Genomic DNA, 14,344 nt, shown 5'->3' on the forward strand with positions numbered 1-14,344 from the left:
GGCCGGATGATCGAGATCCATCATCTGTGCGTGCGCTACGGCGACCTCGTCGCGTTGCGCGACGTTGAGGGCACGATCGCGAACGGCACCTCGCTCGCCGTCGTCGGGCCCAATGGCGGCGGCAAAAGCACCTTGCTCAAAGCGATCGCGGGCGTGGTCAAACCGTGCGACGGGCACGTGCACACCAACGGCGCGCGCATCGCGTACCTGCCGCAACAAAGCTCGGTCGATCGCAACGTGCCGATCACCGTTGCCGAACTCGTCTCGTTCGGGCTGTGGCGCGAAACCGGTTGGTTCGGCGCGATCGACGCCAAGCGCCGTGCGCGTATCGACGAAGCGCTGACCACCGTCGGCCTCACCGCCTTCGCGAGCCGCCGCATCGACGCACTGTCGGCGGGGCAGTTGCAGCGCGCGTTGTTTGCCCGGCTGCTGCTCGACGAAGCCGAGATCGTATTGTTGGACGAGCCGTTCACGGCGATGGACGCCGCGACCAGCGCGCAACTTGCAGCATTGTTCGCGAACTGGCGTGCACAAGGCCGCACCATCATCGCGGCGCTGCACGATCTGGGCGAAGTGCGCCAATATTTTCCGCAGACCCTGGTCGTTGCCGGACGCCCGCTCGCTTGGGGCGCCACCGACGAGGTGTTGACGCCCGATCTGATCGGCAATGCATTCGCCTTTGCGACTGCCGACCATCATCACGCCGAACCGCACGCGCACGACCATCATGGCCATCATGACCACTAGCGATCTCTGGTCGCCCTTCGTCGAGTTCGGCTTCATGCGGCGCGGCTTGGTTGCGGCACTCGCTTTGTCGCTCGCCGCCGGACCGCTCGGCACCTTGCTGCAAATGCGCCGCTTGAGCCTGGTCGCCGACGTGATGAGTCACGCCGTTCTGCCGGGCGCCGCAATCGCGTTTCTGTTCGCGGGCTTTTCGTTGAGCTGGATGGGGTTCGGCGGGTTGATCGCGGGCCTGTGCATCGCGATCGCGGCCGGCTTCGTCACGCGCAGCACGCCGATCCAGGAAGATACCAGCTTTGCCGCGCTGTATATTCTCGCGATCGCGAGCGGCGTTGCGATCCTCAGCACCGCCGGCAGCAATCTCGACCTCGTCCATGTGCTGTTCGGCAGCCTGCTTGCAATCGACGATACGGCGCTGATCGCAATCGCGGTCGTATCGGGCGTCACCTTGCTGACGCTCGCGACCTGCTGGCGCGCACTGATCGTCTCGACCGTCGATCCCGATTTCCTGCGCGTGCGCGGCGGCGCAACCGCGGTGCATATGTTGTTTCTGGTGCTGCTGGTGCTGAACCTGGTCGCGGCGTTTCAGGCGCTGGGCACAGTTCTGTCGGTCGGCTTGTTGATCCTGCCGCCCGCAACCGCGCGTCTATGGGCGCGGTCGCTGTCGGGCACCGTCATTCTGGCGACGGTGCTGGCCTTGGTGTCGTCCTATGCCGGCTTGATCGCGTCCTACGCGTTCGACCTGCCGAGCGGTCCCAGCATCGTGCTCGCCGCCGGCGTCTTCTATGTTCTGTCGATCGGAACGCGGCGTTACTTCACCAGCGCAGCCGCAACCGTCCGCGCGTTGTAGCGCATCATCTCGACATAGCTCGTCGCCGGCCCGCCCGGCTTGGACAGCGCGTCTGCATAGAGCGCGCCGCCGATCGCAGCGCCGGTCTCGCGCGCCACACGCTGCATCAGATTCTGGTTGGTCATGTTCTCGAGAAATACCGCGCGCGCTTTGCGGCTGCGGATTTCACGGATCAGGTTCGCGACTGCTTTGGCCGACGGTTCGCTTTCGGTCGACAATCCCTGCACCGCAAGCAACGTTAAACCGTATGCTGCACCGAAATAGCCGAACGCGTCGTGATTGGTGATCAGCACGCGCCGATCGGCCGGCACGGTCTCGATCGTGCTGCGGATGTCGGCGTCGAGCGCCGCCAGCCGCGCATCATACGCCGCTGCACGCGCGCGCACCGCATCGGCGCGTGCGGGAAGCTTGGCTACAACCGCGTTCGCGATGTTGCGCGCGTAGAGGCGCGCATTGGCAACCGATTGAAACGCGTGCGGATCGGGCCGGTCGGCGGCCATGCGAACCGTAACGCCGTCGCTTGCCGTGACCAGCGTGCCGGGGAAGCGCGCCGACTTGGCAAGCTTCTCGGCCCACGGATCGAAGCCGAGCCCGTTGACCACGAACAGATCGGCCGCCGCGAGCAGGCGTGCATCGGACGGGCTGGGCTCGAACCCATGCGCGTCGGAATCGGGGCCGACCAGCGACGTCACCTCGACGTCCTCACCACCGACTTCGCGCGCGAGATCGGCCAGCACCGTGAAGCTGGCGACGAGCTTGAGCGGCGCGGCCTGGGCCATCGACGCGAACGCAACGAGCAGAAGACAGACGAGAAAGCGCACGAACCCTCCAGAGCGCGACACTGCTATCGGAATCCGCGCGGCGGCGAAAGAACTACCGCCACCGTCTGCACAATCGCCGGTGCACATACTGCCTCGGAATTGTCACCGGAGCGCCAGGAACATGCCGGATCCAGCGCCGATTAGTGAGCGATGAGTCGTATTCACGCTGCTGCTGCGCGCGATCCGTTCCGGCCTCGCGCTGCAACCTCCGCCCCCTTCCCGTCGCTGGCGTTCGAGCGTGCGCGCGCCGATGCGACCGCATCCTTGGCGCGCGGCGTTTCGCGCGTTGCGATCACTGGCCCAGCCGGTGTCGGAAAAAGTGCGTTGCTGACGCAGCTTGCGCGCGACGTCGCGGCCGCTGGCGACATTGCCTGGCTGCGACCGCCGGCGATGATCGCCCCCAACGCGGCGACCTTGCTGGTCGACGAGATCGACCATCTCGACGCGACCACGCGCGCATCGTTGCTGGCGCGCGCCCACGGCACGCGCATGTTGGTGGCAGGCATCGAAGATCCCGATCCGACCGACGACACGGTGACGGTGCAGCTTGCACCGCTCGAACCGGAGGAAGTCAGACCGTATGTCGAGCATCGCTTGCGTACCGCCGGGTTGGATCTCGACCTGTTCGATGACGATGCGATCCGGCGTATCGGCACCGCTGCATCGCGCATCCCGCGCGTCATCGATGTGCTGGCTGGCCGCGCGCTGTTTGCCGCCAGGCTGGACGAGGCGGACACGGTCACTGCGATCCATGCGCGCCAAGCGATTGAAGAACATGCGAGCCTGCTGGCGGCTGCCTCGTCGCATGTCGAACCGGCGCTGGTCGATGCCGCATTGGCGCTCGCTGCAGACGAGCACCATGACGTCGAACCAGCACGGCCGCTGGTCGCCGAACGAATCTGGAGCGACCCGGTGCCGCGCGAGCGCACGCGGCTTGGCATGCCGGTGATGGCGACGGTTGCGGTTGGCTGTTTCATCCTGGGCGCGGCGCTGGTGCTGGCCGCGCGCGCATCCGACGCTGCGATTTCCGCACCGTTGGCGATGGCGCCACCGTCGCCAGCGCCGACCGAAGCGAGCGCATACACGCCGACGCCGGCTTCGTTGCAAGCAGCGGGCGATCCGCAGCGCATCTTCGTGCATTACCGCCGCGGCGACGCAGCTGGCGAACAGGCGGCTGCGGCGCTGGTCGAACATCTGCGCGCCCGCGGTTTCCGCATCGCCGAAGTGCGTCCGGTCGATCTGCGCATCAACCAGGCCAGCGTGCGCTATTTCTTTGACGGCGATCGCGCGCGCAGCGAAACGCTCGAACGCGAAGTCGATGCCTATGTGCGCAACGTCGGGCTGGCGCCGCGCAGTGACTTGCTGCCAATGCGCTATTACGAGCCCAAGCCGCGGCCGGGCACGTTGGAAGTCTGGCTGCCGTCTGGTCGCTGAGGCGCGGCTTCGCGCAGCCGTTCGCGGAAATCCGCAAGTTCGCGCGCGCGATGTTCGATCTCGCGCTCCAGGGTCCGGCGTTTCTGTCCTTCGATCATGCGTGGCTCCTTTCCAGGAGCAACCGCGGAGCACGTCGAAGGTTCTAGCCTGATCGTTCCTGGCAGGCCCGCATCTGCCCGCACTGCGCGCAAAGCGCTGCTCAGCCCCTAAGCACGACGCCGGCAAACTGGGCGCAAAATCGCCTCTCGACTATCCGGGCTTCGTTGCTGCTAGGCTGATCCTCGTGATCTTCGACGAAATGACCGCAAACGGCTCTGTCCGGCCGTCTTATGCACAAATCCGCGCCTGGCTCGATGCGATGCCGATCGAGGCGCTCGACGTCAAACGCCGTGAAGCCGAGCTGCTGTTCCGGCGCATCGGCATCACCTTTGCCGTCTATGGCGAAGGCGGCGACCCGGAACGGTTGATCCCGTTCGATCTGATCCCGCGCATCATCGCGGCCGAGGAGTGGGCCCGGATGAGCCGCGGCCTGACGCAACGCGTGCGCGCGCTGAACGCGTTTCTCGCCGACATCTATGGCAACGGCGAAATCCTGCGCGCCGGCAAAGTGCCGGAAGAGCTGGTGTTCAAAAACGAAAGCTGGCGTCCCGAAATGCAGGGTATGCAGCCCGCTGCGGGCGCATGGACGCATGTTGCGGGCATCGACATCGTGCGCGTCGATGCCGACCAGTTTTACGTGCTGGAAGACAATTGCCGCACGCCGTCCGGCGTTTCCTACATGCTGGAAAATCGCGAAGCGATGCTACGGCTGTTCCCGGATCTGGTGTCGTCGCACCGGATCGCGCCGGTTGCGCGCTATCCCGAAGAGCTGCTCGAAACGCTGAAATCAGCCGCCCCGCCCGCCTGCCGCAGCGATCCGACCGTGGTGCTGCTGACGCCGGGTCCGCTCAACAGCGCCTATTACGAACATTCCTTCCTCGCCGACGAAATGGGCGTCGAGCTGGTCGAAGGCGCCGATCTGTTCGTCGATGACGGTCTGGTCTGGATGCGCACGACCGAAGGTCCCAAGCGCGTCGACGTCATCTATCGCCGTATCGACGACGAATATCTCGATCCGCTGTCGTTCAAGCCGGACTCGATGCTGGGCGTCGCGGGCCTGTTCGCCGCGTATCGCGCCGGTGCAGTGACGATCGCCAATGCGGTCGGGACCGGCATTGCTGACGACAAGGCGGTCTATCCCTACGTGCCCGAGATGATCCGCTTTTATCTCGGCGAAGAGCCGTTGCTGCAGAACGTGCCGACCTATCTCTGCGGCCGCCCCGACGATCGCGCCTATGTGCTCGACCGGTTGCACGAGCTGGTGGTGAAAGAAGCGCGCGGTTCGGGCGGCTACGGCATGTTGATCGGGCCGCATTCAACCGCAGCACAACGCGACAAGTTCACCGCGCTGATCAAAGCGCGTCCCGAAGATTACGTAGCGCAACCGACCTTGGCCCTGTCCACCGTGCCGTGTTTTGTCGAAAGCGGCATCGCCCCACGCCATGTCGATCTGCGCCCGTTCGTGCTGGTCGGGCGCGACATCCGCATTATTCCCGGCGGCCTGACGCGCGTCGCGATGCGCGAAGGGTCGCTGGTGGTGAATTCCAGCCAGGGTGGCGGCACCAAAGATACGTGGGTGCTGGAATCCTGACATGCTGAGCCGCACCGCAGGAAATCTCTTCTGGCTGTCGCGCTATATGGAGCGCGCCGAATCCGTCGCGCGCCTGATCCTGGTCGGCCATCGCATGGCGGGCGTCGCGCACACGGTCGATCTGCACACCAACGAATGGCGCTCGACCTTGCGCGCGGCGGGTTGCCTGCCCGGCTTCACCGAAAAATATGGCGCGTGCGAACCCGACCAAAGCCAGGTGTTCGAATATCTCGTGCTCGACGCCGACAACCCGTCTTCGATCCGCGCCTGTTTCGAAACCGCACGACGCAACGCGCGCGCCGTGCGCACGGCGCTGACCGTCGAAATGTGGGACGCGATCACCGATAGTTGGCGCGGCGTGCAAAGCCTGTCGCGCAGCGACATGGAAGTCGACCGGCTGGTGCCGATCCTGGAATGGGTGAAGTCGCGTTCGCTGGCTTTCTCGGGCGCCTATGCCAACACGATGCTGCGCAATGAAGGCTATGCGTTCGCGCATTTGGGCACGACGTTGGAGCGCGCCGACAACACCGCGCGCGTGCTGGACGTGAAATACCATCTACTGCTGCCCGACCAGGAAGGCGTCGGCGGCGTGCTGGATTATGTGCAATGGCAATCGGTGTTGCGCGCCGTGTCGGCCTTGCGCGCCTATCAATGGGTCTATCACCAGCGGCTGCAGCCGTGGCTGGTCGCCGACTTGCTGATCCTGCGTCCGGAACTGCCGCGCTCGTTACTGTCCTGCGCCAGCCAGATCGTCACCACCTTGGACTCGCTGGCCGACCGCGCCGGCGGACGGCGCGGTGAATGCCACCGTCTGGCGGGGCGAATGCACGCCGAACTGCGCTACAGCCGGATTGAGTCGATTTTCCAGGCTGGGCTGCATGAATTCCTCACCGGCTTCATCGATCAGTTGAAAGAACTCGGCGCCGCAATCGACCAGCACTATCTGGCGCTCTAACCTGCGTCCGGTATGAAACTCCGAATCCGTCACGAGACCGCGCACGACTACGAGGCGCCCAGCGCCTCGACCGTGCAGCTCATCCGGCTGACGCCGCGCTCGCATGGCGGGCAGCGCGTGCGCTATTGGCGGGTCGGCGATGGCAGCTGGCCGTCCTTCGAAGACGGGTTCGGCAATTGGACGCAATTCCGCGCCGTGCAGCGTCCGCATGGACGTGTGCGCGTGGTTGCCGAAGGCGAAGTCGAAACCGTCGACACGCAGGGCGTGCTGCGCGACACGCGCGAGACGTTGCCGGTCGGCGCGTATTTGCGCGAAACCGGCCGCACCCATCCTGATGACGCGATCCGCGCGCTGGCCGAAGACGTGCTGCGCAGCGCCAACACCGAACTCGATCGTCTGCACACGCTGATGCAGCTGGTGCGCGACAAGGTCGATTGGGTTGTCGGCGCAACCGAAAGCACGACGACCGCAGCCGAAGCGCTCGCCCATGGGCGCGGCGTGTGTCAGGACCACGCGCAATTGTTCTGCAGCGCCGCGCGCCTGCTCGGCATGCCGGCGCGCTACGTCTCGGGCTATTTCTGGCCCGGCGAAGACGGGCGTGACGAACCGGCCAGCCACGCCTGGGCCGAAGGTTTCGTGCCGGCGCTTGGTTGGGTCGGGTTCGATGCCGCCAACCGGCAATGTCCGACCGATCGCTATGTGCGCGTCGCAATCGGGCTCGACAGTTTTGCCGCAGCACCGGTGCACGGCGTGCATTTCGGCAGCGGTGCGGACTCGCTTGCCGTCACAGTGCGCGTCGACGCCGATCAGTAATCGTCAGTCGGCGACCTTCACAACGACCTTGCCGAAATTCTTGCCGTCGAGCAGGCCGATGAAGGCGGCCGGCGCATTCTCGAAGCCATCGACGACATGTTCGCGATAGACGATCGCGCCGTCATCGATCCATTTGGTCATGTCGGCGAAGAACTGTTCCTGCTTGTGCAGCCAGTCGCTGACCACGAACCCTTCCATCAAGGCACGCCGCCGCAGGATCGTGCGCACCAGCGACGGCGAGAAATCCGGACCCGCCGGCGCTTCGGTCAGATTGTACCAGGCGATGACGCCGCAAATCGGAATGCGCGCGCGATCGTTGAGCAACGGCACCACCGCATGCAGCACGTCGCCGCCGACATTCTCGAAATAGACGTCGATTCCGTTCGGCGCCGCTGCTTTGAGCTGGGCGGCAAAATCCGGCGCGCGATGATCGAGCGCAACGTCGGCGCGCAACACGTCGCGCGCATAAGCGACTTTGTCGGCGCCGCCGGCGATTGCAATCGTGTGCGCACCACGCAACCGCGCCAGCTGCACGACGGTCGCGCCGACGCCACCAGTTGCAGCCGCAACCGCGACCGTCTCGCCCGGCTTCGGCTTGCCGATTTCAAGCAGCCCGATATAGGCGGCAAAGCCCGCACTGCCGAGCACGCCCAATGCCAGCGACGGATGCTGCATGTCGAGTTTGCGCAGCGCCGTTCCGTCGGACACGAAATGCGTCTGCCACCCGCTATTCGCCATCACCACGTCGCCAACGGCGTAGTCGCGGTTGCGTGACTCGGCGACGCGGCTGATCGTGCGGCCGACGATCGGATCGCCAAGCGCGATCGGCGGCGAATAGGATCTGTCCTCGCTCATCCGGCCGCGCATATACGGGTCGAGCGACAGGAACAGCGTCTTGAGCAGCAGTTGCCCGTCGCCGATGGCGGGCAGTGCCACCTCTTCCAGCCGCATGTCGCTGGCCACGGGTGCGCCGACAGGGCGGCGTGCGAGCACGATCCGGCGGTTCTTTTCCATGCGAGCCAACATGAATCGCTTCCGGGGCGGGTCAAGCCCGTGCCATATGACGGGCCGCCAAAACCACAGGCCTGTTCGCACCATGACCTATTGCGTTGCCCTGCGCCTCACCGAAGGGCTGGTCTTTCTCGCCGACACGCGCACCAACGCGGGCGTCGATCGCATTGCGACCTTCGGCAAGATGAAAGTCGTCGAGCAGGCGGGCGAACGGGTCATCGTCACGATGACTGCCGGCAATCTGGCCATCACTCAAAGCGTGATGAACCGCCTTGCCGAAGGCGTCGAGCTGGACGGCGAGACTCACACGTTGAAGTCGGTGCCCAATCTGTTCCATGCAGCACGGCTGGTCGGCGCTGCGATGCGTGCGGTCTATGCAACCGACGGTGCTGCACTGGCGGCGCAAGATATTTCGTTCGAAGCGTCGATCGCGATCGGTGGCCAGGTCAAAGGCGAACGCCAACGCCTGTTTCAGGTCTATGCCGCCGGCAACTTCATCGAAGCGACCGACGACACGCCATTCTTTCAGCTCGGCGAACATAAATACGGCAAGCCGATCCTGGACCGCGTCGTGAACAAGACGACGACGATCGACGAAGCGATCAAGCTGGCGCTGATTTCGATGGACTCGACCTTGCGCTCCAATTTGTCGGTCGGTTTGCCGCTGGATCTCGTGATCTATCGCAATGACACGTTCAAGGTTGCGCTGCAGAAGCGGATTGACAGCGAAGATCCCAGCTTCCGCGTCATTCGCGAACGCTGGGGCAGCGCTTTGCGCGAAGCCTTCAAATCGCTGCCGCAGCCCGACTGGACTTGACCGACGGCGGTTACGCCATCTGCACGTCGGCAACCTTGTCCTTGTAGTCCTGCTTCGGATCGCTACCGAGCAGCAGCTTGAAGGCAGCGAACACGCTGTTCTCGTTCAGCCAGATCTGCGCATCCACGGGATCGAAGCGGATCAGCTGCAGCTTGGGATCGTCCTTGCCGCCTTCGTACCAAGCGGCGACGAACTTGTTCCACAGACGATCGATCGTCGCGCGGTCATTGTCGGGCACCAGCGTGCCTTCCAGCGACGCGAACAGCTCGTGGCCTTTCGATGCGAAGTGGGCCATTGCGGGCTTCCCGCTGCCAAGCGCGCGCACCAGATCCGTGTCTTTGGCTGTGAAAAACCAAATCGGCCCGCGTCCGCCATCGCGATCGAGCTGCGCCGTCATCGGCTGCGCATGTCCTTCCCGCGCAAGACCGAGCATCACCGTCATGTCGGACTTCAGCTCTTTCCAGAACTTGGCTTCGATTTCAGCTTGGCTCGGCATGGTCTGCTCCTGATCGTATTCGACCAGCAACCGGATCAAGCGAGGCTTTGTTCCGGCCTTACCGCACCAGCGTCGCGACCTGGGCGATCCAGCTGTCGCCGCGCGCGCGCATCTCCGGCTTCTCGATCGCCGCCGCATAACGCCGCGCCGCGGCAAGATCGCGATGCACCAAATAGGCCTGCACCGCCTCCAGACGAATTGCATCTGCAGCCTGCGGAATGTCGCGCATCACCGGCGTTACGATGTCGTCGCGTCTCTGCAGCAACGCGGCGCGAACGAGCGGCCAGGCCGCCGACGTCCAGTCGCCGTGGCTAGTCTTGATGCGCCCTCCTCCGAGCCGCAGAGACTCGGACACCGCATCAGCCGCACGATCGAGCTCGCCACGCGCAATCGCCTGTTCAGCAAGAGTTTCCCATGCGCCTGGCCATCCGTCCGGCTTTGACACCTCCGCGATCCGTTGCGCGACGCGGTCGAGATTTCCATGCACGCTTTCCGCCGCCAGCAGACGCGTCTGCACGCGCATACGTATCTGCTCGTCGAGCGTACCCGCGCGCGACCAGATGCGCTCAATCTCAGCCGCAAGCCATGGCGGCGGCGGCTTGGCATCGCGCGCGATAAGCTCCAGCGTTTTGGAGCGCTCAGCGTCGTTGGGTAGCGTGTCGTAGGCGCGCTTGGCATCGTCGAAGCGTCCGGCAACCGCGGCCTCTTTCGCGGCCGTCAGGAAATAGGTCGGTCGCATCAGCGGTGCGCCCTTGCGCGCGACGTCGAGTGCGTCGTCGATCCTGCCGGTGCGCGCCATCTCGGTGATGCGTTTGATGGTCGCCCACCACTCCATCACGTCCGTCGTATGCGCGTGCTGTGCATCGGCCGGAAGCCCAATCCGTTCGCGCAACATTGCGCGCGCCTGCGGTTGCGCAACCGCCGCCGCAAGCGTCGCAGCCTGCGCCTGCCCGTCGACTTTGGCGGCGGCTTCGACCGCATCGCCAACGAGATGCACGCATTGATACGGCGATTTCTCCACCGCCGCGCATTGCGGTAGGTCGCCGATTGCGCGCACCGCGCGTTGCCGATCGGTCAATGCCACGGCGCGCAGCGGACCCGGATTTTCCAAATGCGCGAGGTCGAACCCGGCGGCCAAATCCTTTGCAAAGCGTATTTGACCACGCTCATAGGCAAGCAGCGCAAGGTTTGCCGCAAGAAAATCGCGCTCGGACTGGGGCAACGCGTCGATCTCGCGGACTGTCATCCGCGCGCCCGCCTCGTCGTCGCTCCACAGAAGAGACTTTGCCGCGACTAGGCGGCAACGCGCCGCTGCGGCGCCCTGCAACCGATCAGCTTGCGCCAATTGCAAACGTGCAGTCGCGCGCACACCGTCGATGTCATTCTTCTTCGCCGACTCTTCGGCGACCATCAGCAGCAGACGGCAGCCATTCCGGCGGCAGAGACGCGACGTAGGAACGGGCCCATTCGAGGTCGCCACGGCGCACCAATTCGAACACGTCGTTGGACACGGGATCGCTCGGCGACTGCGATGCTGCCGCCGGCATTGCCAGCAGATACGCGACGGCCAGTGCGCCGCGCATCCTCATCATCCCAACAGGCGCCGCAATTCGGTAATCAAGTCGCGCTTCCCTTCGAACCCGATCCCGTCGAGATCGGGCATGGTGACGTGCCCGTCTTCGACCTGCACACCGTCGGGGAAACCGCCGAAGGGCTGGAAAAGATCCGGATAGCTTTCATTACCGCCGAGGCCGAGACCAGCCGCGATCATCAGCGACATTTGATGACCGCCATGGGGCACGCAACGCGACCACGACCAGCCATTCTCTTTCAGCATCTGCAAGGTGCGCAGATATTCGACCAGCCCGTACGACAAGGCGCAGTCGAATTGCAGCCAGTCGCGATCGGGACGCATGCCGCCATAGCGGATCAGGTTGCGCGCATCCTGCATCGAGAACAGATTTTCTCCGGTCGCCATCGGCTTGTCATAGTGCTTGGCGAGTTCGGCCTGCAGCTCGTAATCGAGCGGATCGCCCGCTTCTTCGTACCAAAACAGCGGATAGTGTTTCAGCGCCTGCGCATAGGCGACCGCGGTTTCGAGATCGAACCGGCCATTGGCATCGACGGCCAGACGGCCGCGCCCATCGATCGCTTTCAGCACCGATTCAATGCGGCGCTTGTCTTCATCGAGCGACGCGCCGCCGATTTTCATCTTCACGACGTTGTAGCCGCGCGCGAGATAACCGTTCATCTCAGCGACGAGCTGTGCGTCGTCTTTGCCGGGATAGTAGTAGCCACCCGCGGCATAGACGAAGACGCGGGGATTGGCGGCGACGTTGTTACGTTCGGCGAGCAGACGGAACAGCGGCTTTTTCAGCGCCTTCGCCAACGCGTCCCAGATCGCCATGTCGATCGTGCCGACCGCAACCGATCGTTCGCCGTGCCCGCCCGGCTTTTCGTTGGTCATCATCGCGGCCCAAGCTTTGGCTGGATCCAGCGAACCGTTGCTGTCAAGCAAGGTGTCGGCTTTGGCTTCGCGCAGACGCGGCGCGAAACGTTCGCGGATCAAACTTCCCTGACCGTACCGGCCGTTGGAGTTGAAGCCGTAGCCCGTCACCGTTCCGCCGCGCCCGTCATCGAGGTCCACCGCAACGACCGAACAGGTCATTTTGGTGAAGTCGATATAGGCGTTGCGGATCGGCGACGAGATCGGCGCCGTAGCTTCACGGATGTCTAAGATTCGCATGACGCAACCTTACATACCAAGAACCCGCGGCAGCCAGAGCGACAGGTTGGGCCAATAGGTCACAAGCACCAGGAAGGCGAGCATCGTCCCGAGCCACGGCAGCACAGCGATGGTGAGTTCGGTAATGCCCATTCGCGTAATGCCCGACGCAACGTAGAGGTTGAGCCCGACCGGCGGGTGGCACATGCCGACTTCCATATTCACCACGATCAGAATGCCGAAATGCACCGGGTCGATTCCCAGCCGCACCGCGACCGGGAACAGGATCGGCGCCATGATCAGCACGATCGACGACGGCTCCATCACGTTGCCCGCGAGCAGCAACAGAATGTTGACCAGGAATAGGAACCCGACCCAACCGAGGCCGAGATCGACGATCCATGCCGCCATTTCCTGCGGAATGTTTTCGCTCGTCATAATGAACGAGAACAGCACCGCGTTGGTGATGATGTAGAGCAGCATCGCCGACATGGCGGCGCTGTCGAGCAATACTTTGCCGACGCGTTTCAGCGGCATGTCGCGATAGACGAAGACGGCAATGATGAAGGCATAGACCGCCGCCATCCCCGCCGCCTCGGTCGGCGTGAACATGCCGGTATAGATGCCGCCGATCACGATCACGATCAGCGCCAGACCCCACAGCGATTCACGGAAAGCACGCCAACGGGCCAGCCAGGTCGCCTTCACCAGACGCGGATAGCCGTTCTTGCGCGCGATCCACCAGGTCGTGAGTCCCAGCAACGTCGCAAGCACCAGTCCCGGAACGACGCCGGCCATGAACAACTGCCCGACCGACGCCGAGCTGACGCGTTCGCCGTTGGGACCGATTGCGGTCTGCCCCGCGGTCGATACGGCGTACATCACCATCACGATCGATGGCGGAATCAGAATGCCCAGCGCGCCGGACGTCGTGACGATGCCGGCGCCGAACTTGTTGGGGAAACCTTGTTTCACCATCGCGGGCAGAATGATCGAGCCGATTGCAACCACGGTCGCAGGCGACGAGCCCGACACGGCCGCGAACAGCGCGCAGGCCAGCACGCCCGCGAGACCCAGGCCGCCATGCCAATGGCCGACCATCGCGGTCGCAAAATTGATCATGCGGCGCGCGACGCCACCATGCGTCAGGAAATTGCCCGCCAGAATGAAGAACGGGATCGCCATGATCTCGAACTTCTCGATGCCGGTGAACAGTTTCAGCGCGATGCTGTCGAGCGGAATGCTGGTCAAGGTCGCAAGGAACGTCAGAACCGTCAGGCCCAGCGCGATCGAAATCGGCATGCCCGTGAGCATCAGCACCACGAGCAGCCCGAAGATGAAAAGCGCGGTCATGTACGGGCCTGCAATTCAGACAGCTGGTCGACGCCTTCAACGTGACCATGATCGTGGTGCGGGATTTCTCCGGTCCGGATGAAATTCACCAGCACCTGCAGGAAGCGGAAGCTCATCAAGTAGGACCCGAACGGCACGCACAGATAGACGATCCACATCGGCATCTCGAGATCGGTCGAAACCTGATCCGTCGCGGCCATATGCAAGACGAAACGTGCGCCCAACGTGCCGACGGTCGCGGTGAAAAACGCACCGGCGAGCAGCGCAAAACACGTGACCCAGCGCTGCTTGTCGGGCGACAAGCGTCGGACGATCACGTCGACGCCGACATGGATGCCGGTACGCACGCCATAGGCGGCACCGAACTTCGCCATCCACACGAAGAGATAGATGCACAGCTCCTGCGCCCACGTCATGCGGATGCCGGCCAGCGTCTTGTAGAGCGAACGAAACACGCCCACCAACGAGTCGAGATCTTGTCCCGACGCCCAGCCGGCGAGATCTGCCAGTGTCCCCAGGCTGTAGCGATGAACGACGGCGACGAAGATGATCGTCGTCGCGACTGCCATCAGCGTCGCGATGAGGATCTCCTCAAACCGGTCGAGGATTCGAAGTAGCATCCCTGTCCCAATCTTTTT

At 64.0% G+C, this 14,344-nt stretch carries 15 protein-coding genes; 7 read left to right on the plus strand and 8 right to left on the minus strand.

Going from position 1 to position 14,344, the window contains the following annotated elements; genetic code table 11:
• Positions 1 to 6: 6 nt before the first annotated feature.
• Together TMPK1_RS06360 and TMPK1_RS06365 are read left to right on the plus strand one after the other, a co-directional pair.
• Entirely contained in the window at positions 7 to 747 is a 741-nt protein-coding gene (locus TMPK1_RS06360; RefSeq protein ID WP_420242117.1) for a metal ABC transporter ATP-binding protein, read from the plus strand.
• Positions 668 to 1,591, plus strand: a complete 924-nt coding sequence (locus TMPK1_RS06365) for a metal ABC transporter permease (protein WP_420242118.1) — start codon at positions 668 to 670, stop codon at positions 1,589 to 1,591. Before TMPK1_RS06360 ends, TMPK1_RS06365 begins: the two co-directional genes overlap by 80 nt.
• On the opposite strand, the gene TMPK1_RS06370 is transcribed toward TMPK1_RS06365, so the two are convergent.
• Positions 1,552 to 2,412, minus strand: a complete 861-nt coding sequence (locus TMPK1_RS06370; protein WP_420242119.1) for a metal ABC transporter solute-binding protein, Zn/Mn family — start codon at positions 2,410 to 2,412, stop codon at positions 1,552 to 1,554. The two genes, TMPK1_RS06365 and TMPK1_RS06370, sit on opposite strands and share 40 nt — an antisense overlap.
• 150 nt (positions 2,413 to 2,562) lie before the next feature.
• Here TMPK1_RS06370 and TMPK1_RS06375 point away from each other — a divergent pair, with 150 nt between their 5' ends.
• The 4 genes from TMPK1_RS06375 (at position 2,563) to TMPK1_RS06390 (ending at position 7,304) form a co-directional block, all read left to right on the plus strand.
• The gene (locus TMPK1_RS06375) at positions 2,563 to 3,846 is read left to right on the plus strand and encodes a hypothetical protein (protein WP_420242120.1); all 1,284 of its coding nucleotides are present in this window, start codon (positions 2,563 to 2,565) and stop codon (positions 3,844 to 3,846) included.
• 283 nt (positions 3,847 to 4,129) lie between these two features.
• Positions 4,130 to 5,536, plus strand: coding sequence for a circularly permuted type 2 ATP-grasp protein (locus TMPK1_RS06380; protein WP_478212883.1), 1,407 nt, complete (start codon positions 4,130 to 4,132; stop codon positions 5,534 to 5,536).
• A gap of 1 nt (position 5,537) precedes the next feature.
• Positions 5,538 to 6,491, plus strand: a complete 954-nt coding sequence (locus tag TMPK1_RS06385; protein ID WP_420242121.1) for an alpha-E domain-containing protein — start codon at positions 5,538 to 5,540, stop codon at positions 6,489 to 6,491.
• Between the two features lie 12 nt (positions 6,492 to 6,503).
• On the plus strand, positions 6,504 to 7,304 hold the full coding sequence (locus TMPK1_RS06390; RefSeq protein WP_420242122.1) for a transglutaminase family protein: 801 nt from the start codon (positions 6,504 to 6,506) through the stop codon (positions 7,302 to 7,304).
• A 3-nt stretch (positions 7,305 to 7,307) separates the two neighbouring features.
• Here the strand turns inward: TMPK1_RS06390 and TMPK1_RS06395 are convergent, their stop codons facing one another.
• The gene (locus TMPK1_RS06395; RefSeq protein ID WP_420242123.1) at positions 7,308 to 8,318 is read right to left on the minus strand and encodes an NADP-dependent oxidoreductase; all 1,011 of its coding nucleotides are present in this window, start codon (positions 8,316 to 8,318) and stop codon (positions 7,308 to 7,310) included.
• 82 nt (positions 8,319 to 8,400) lie between these two features.
• Here TMPK1_RS06395 and TMPK1_RS06400 point away from each other — a divergent pair, with 82 nt between their 5' ends.
• On the plus strand, positions 8,401 to 9,132 hold the full coding sequence (locus tag TMPK1_RS06400) for a proteasome-type protease (RefSeq protein ID WP_420242124.1): 732 nt from the start codon (positions 8,401 to 8,403) through the stop codon (positions 9,130 to 9,132).
• 10 nt (positions 9,133 to 9,142) lie between these two features.
• On the opposite strand, the gene TMPK1_RS06405 is transcribed toward TMPK1_RS06400, so the two are convergent.
• Genes TMPK1_RS06405 through TMPK1_RS06430 form a run of 6 tightly spaced genes read right to left on the minus strand, consistent with a single transcriptional unit; the run spans position 9,143 to position 14,326 of the window.
• Positions 9,143 to 9,628: a pyridoxamine 5'-phosphate oxidase family protein gene (locus TMPK1_RS06405; protein WP_420242125.1), complete on the minus strand. Its 486-nt coding sequence runs from the start codon at positions 9,626 to 9,628 to the stop codon at positions 9,143 to 9,145.
• A gap of 58 nt (positions 9,629 to 9,686) precedes the next feature.
• Positions 9,687 to 11,039, minus strand: a complete 1,353-nt coding sequence (locus TMPK1_RS06410; RefSeq protein WP_420242126.1) for a hypothetical protein — start codon at positions 11,037 to 11,039, stop codon at positions 9,687 to 9,689.
• A complete protein-coding gene (locus tag TMPK1_RS06415; RefSeq protein WP_420242127.1) occupies positions 11,008 to 11,211 on the minus strand; it encodes a hypothetical protein in 204 nt (67 codons plus the stop codon). Before TMPK1_RS06415 ends, TMPK1_RS06410 begins: the two co-directional genes overlap by 32 nt.
• A 5-nt stretch (positions 11,212 to 11,216) precedes the next feature.
• Positions 11,217 to 12,374: a mandelate racemase/muconate lactonizing enzyme family protein gene (locus TMPK1_RS06420; RefSeq protein WP_420242128.1), complete on the minus strand. Its 1,158-nt coding sequence runs from the start codon at positions 12,372 to 12,374 to the stop codon at positions 11,217 to 11,219.
• 9 nt (positions 12,375 to 12,383) lie between these two features.
• The gene (locus TMPK1_RS06425) at positions 12,384 to 13,706 is read right to left on the minus strand and encodes a TRAP transporter large permease (protein WP_420242129.1); all 1,323 of its coding nucleotides are present in this window, start codon (positions 13,704 to 13,706) and stop codon (positions 12,384 to 12,386) included.
• Positions 13,703 to 14,326, minus strand: a complete 624-nt coding sequence (locus TMPK1_RS06430) for a TRAP transporter small permease (RefSeq protein ID WP_420242130.1) — start codon at positions 14,324 to 14,326, stop codon at positions 13,703 to 13,705. The genes TMPK1_RS06425 and TMPK1_RS06430 overlap by 4 nt, the downstream gene beginning before the upstream one ends.
• Positions 14,327 to 14,344 lie beyond the last annotated feature (18 nt).

The organism is Roseiterribacter gracilis (genome assembly GCA_018332375.1).
GTDB lineage: Bacteria > Pseudomonadota > Alphaproteobacteria > BOG-932 > Roseiterribacteraceae > Roseiterribacter > Roseiterribacter gracilis.

Bases quoted from the DNA above. Each gene is read 5' to 3' on its own strand.
- TMPK1_RS06360 (WP_420242117.1), top strand. From the start codon at position 7: ATGATCGAGATCCATCATCTGTGCGTGCGCTACGGCGACCTCGTCGCG.
- TMPK1_RS06365 (WP_420242118.1), top strand. From the start codon at position 668: ATGCATTCGCCTTTGCGACTGCCGACCATCATCACGCCGAACCGCACG.
- TMPK1_RS06375 (WP_420242120.1), top strand. From the start codon at position 2,563: ATGAGTCGTATTCACGCTGCTGCTGCGCGCGATCCGTTCCGGCCTCGC.
- TMPK1_RS06385 (WP_420242121.1), top strand. From the start codon at position 5,538: ATGCTGAGCCGCACCGCAGGAAATCTCTTCTGGCTGTCGCGCTATATG.
- TMPK1_RS06390 (WP_420242122.1), top strand. From the start codon at position 6,504: ATGAAACTCCGAATCCGTCACGAGACCGCGCACGACTACGAGGCGCCC.
- TMPK1_RS06395 (WP_420242123.1), bottom strand. From the start codon at position 8,318: ATGGAAAAGAACCGCCGGATCGTGCTCGCACGCCGCCCTGTCGGCGCA.
- TMPK1_RS06400 (WP_420242124.1), top strand. From the start codon at position 8,401: ATGACCTATTGCGTTGCCCTGCGCCTCACCGAAGGGCTGGTCTTTCTC.
- TMPK1_RS06405 (WP_420242125.1), bottom strand. From the start codon at position 9,628: ATGCCGAGCCAAGCTGAAATCGAAGCCAAGTTCTGGAAAGAGCTGAAG.
- TMPK1_RS06410 (WP_420242126.1), bottom strand. From the start codon at position 11,039: ATGGTCGCCGAAGAGTCGGCGAAGAAGAATGACATCGACGGTGTGCGC.
- TMPK1_RS06415 (WP_420242127.1), bottom strand. From the start codon at position 11,211: ATGCGCGGCGCACTGGCCGTCGCGTATCTGCTGGCAATGCCGGCGGCA.
- TMPK1_RS06420 (WP_420242128.1), bottom strand. From the start codon at position 12,374: ATGCGAATCTTAGACATCCGTGAAGCTACGGCGCCGATCTCGTCGCCG.
- TMPK1_RS06425 (WP_420242129.1), bottom strand. From the start codon at position 13,706: ATGACCGCGCTTTTCATCTTCGGGCTGCTCGTGGTGCTGATGCTCACG.
- TMPK1_RS06430 (WP_420242130.1), bottom strand. From the start codon at position 14,326: ATGCTACTTCGAATCCTCGACCGGTTTGAGGAGATCCTCATCGCGACG.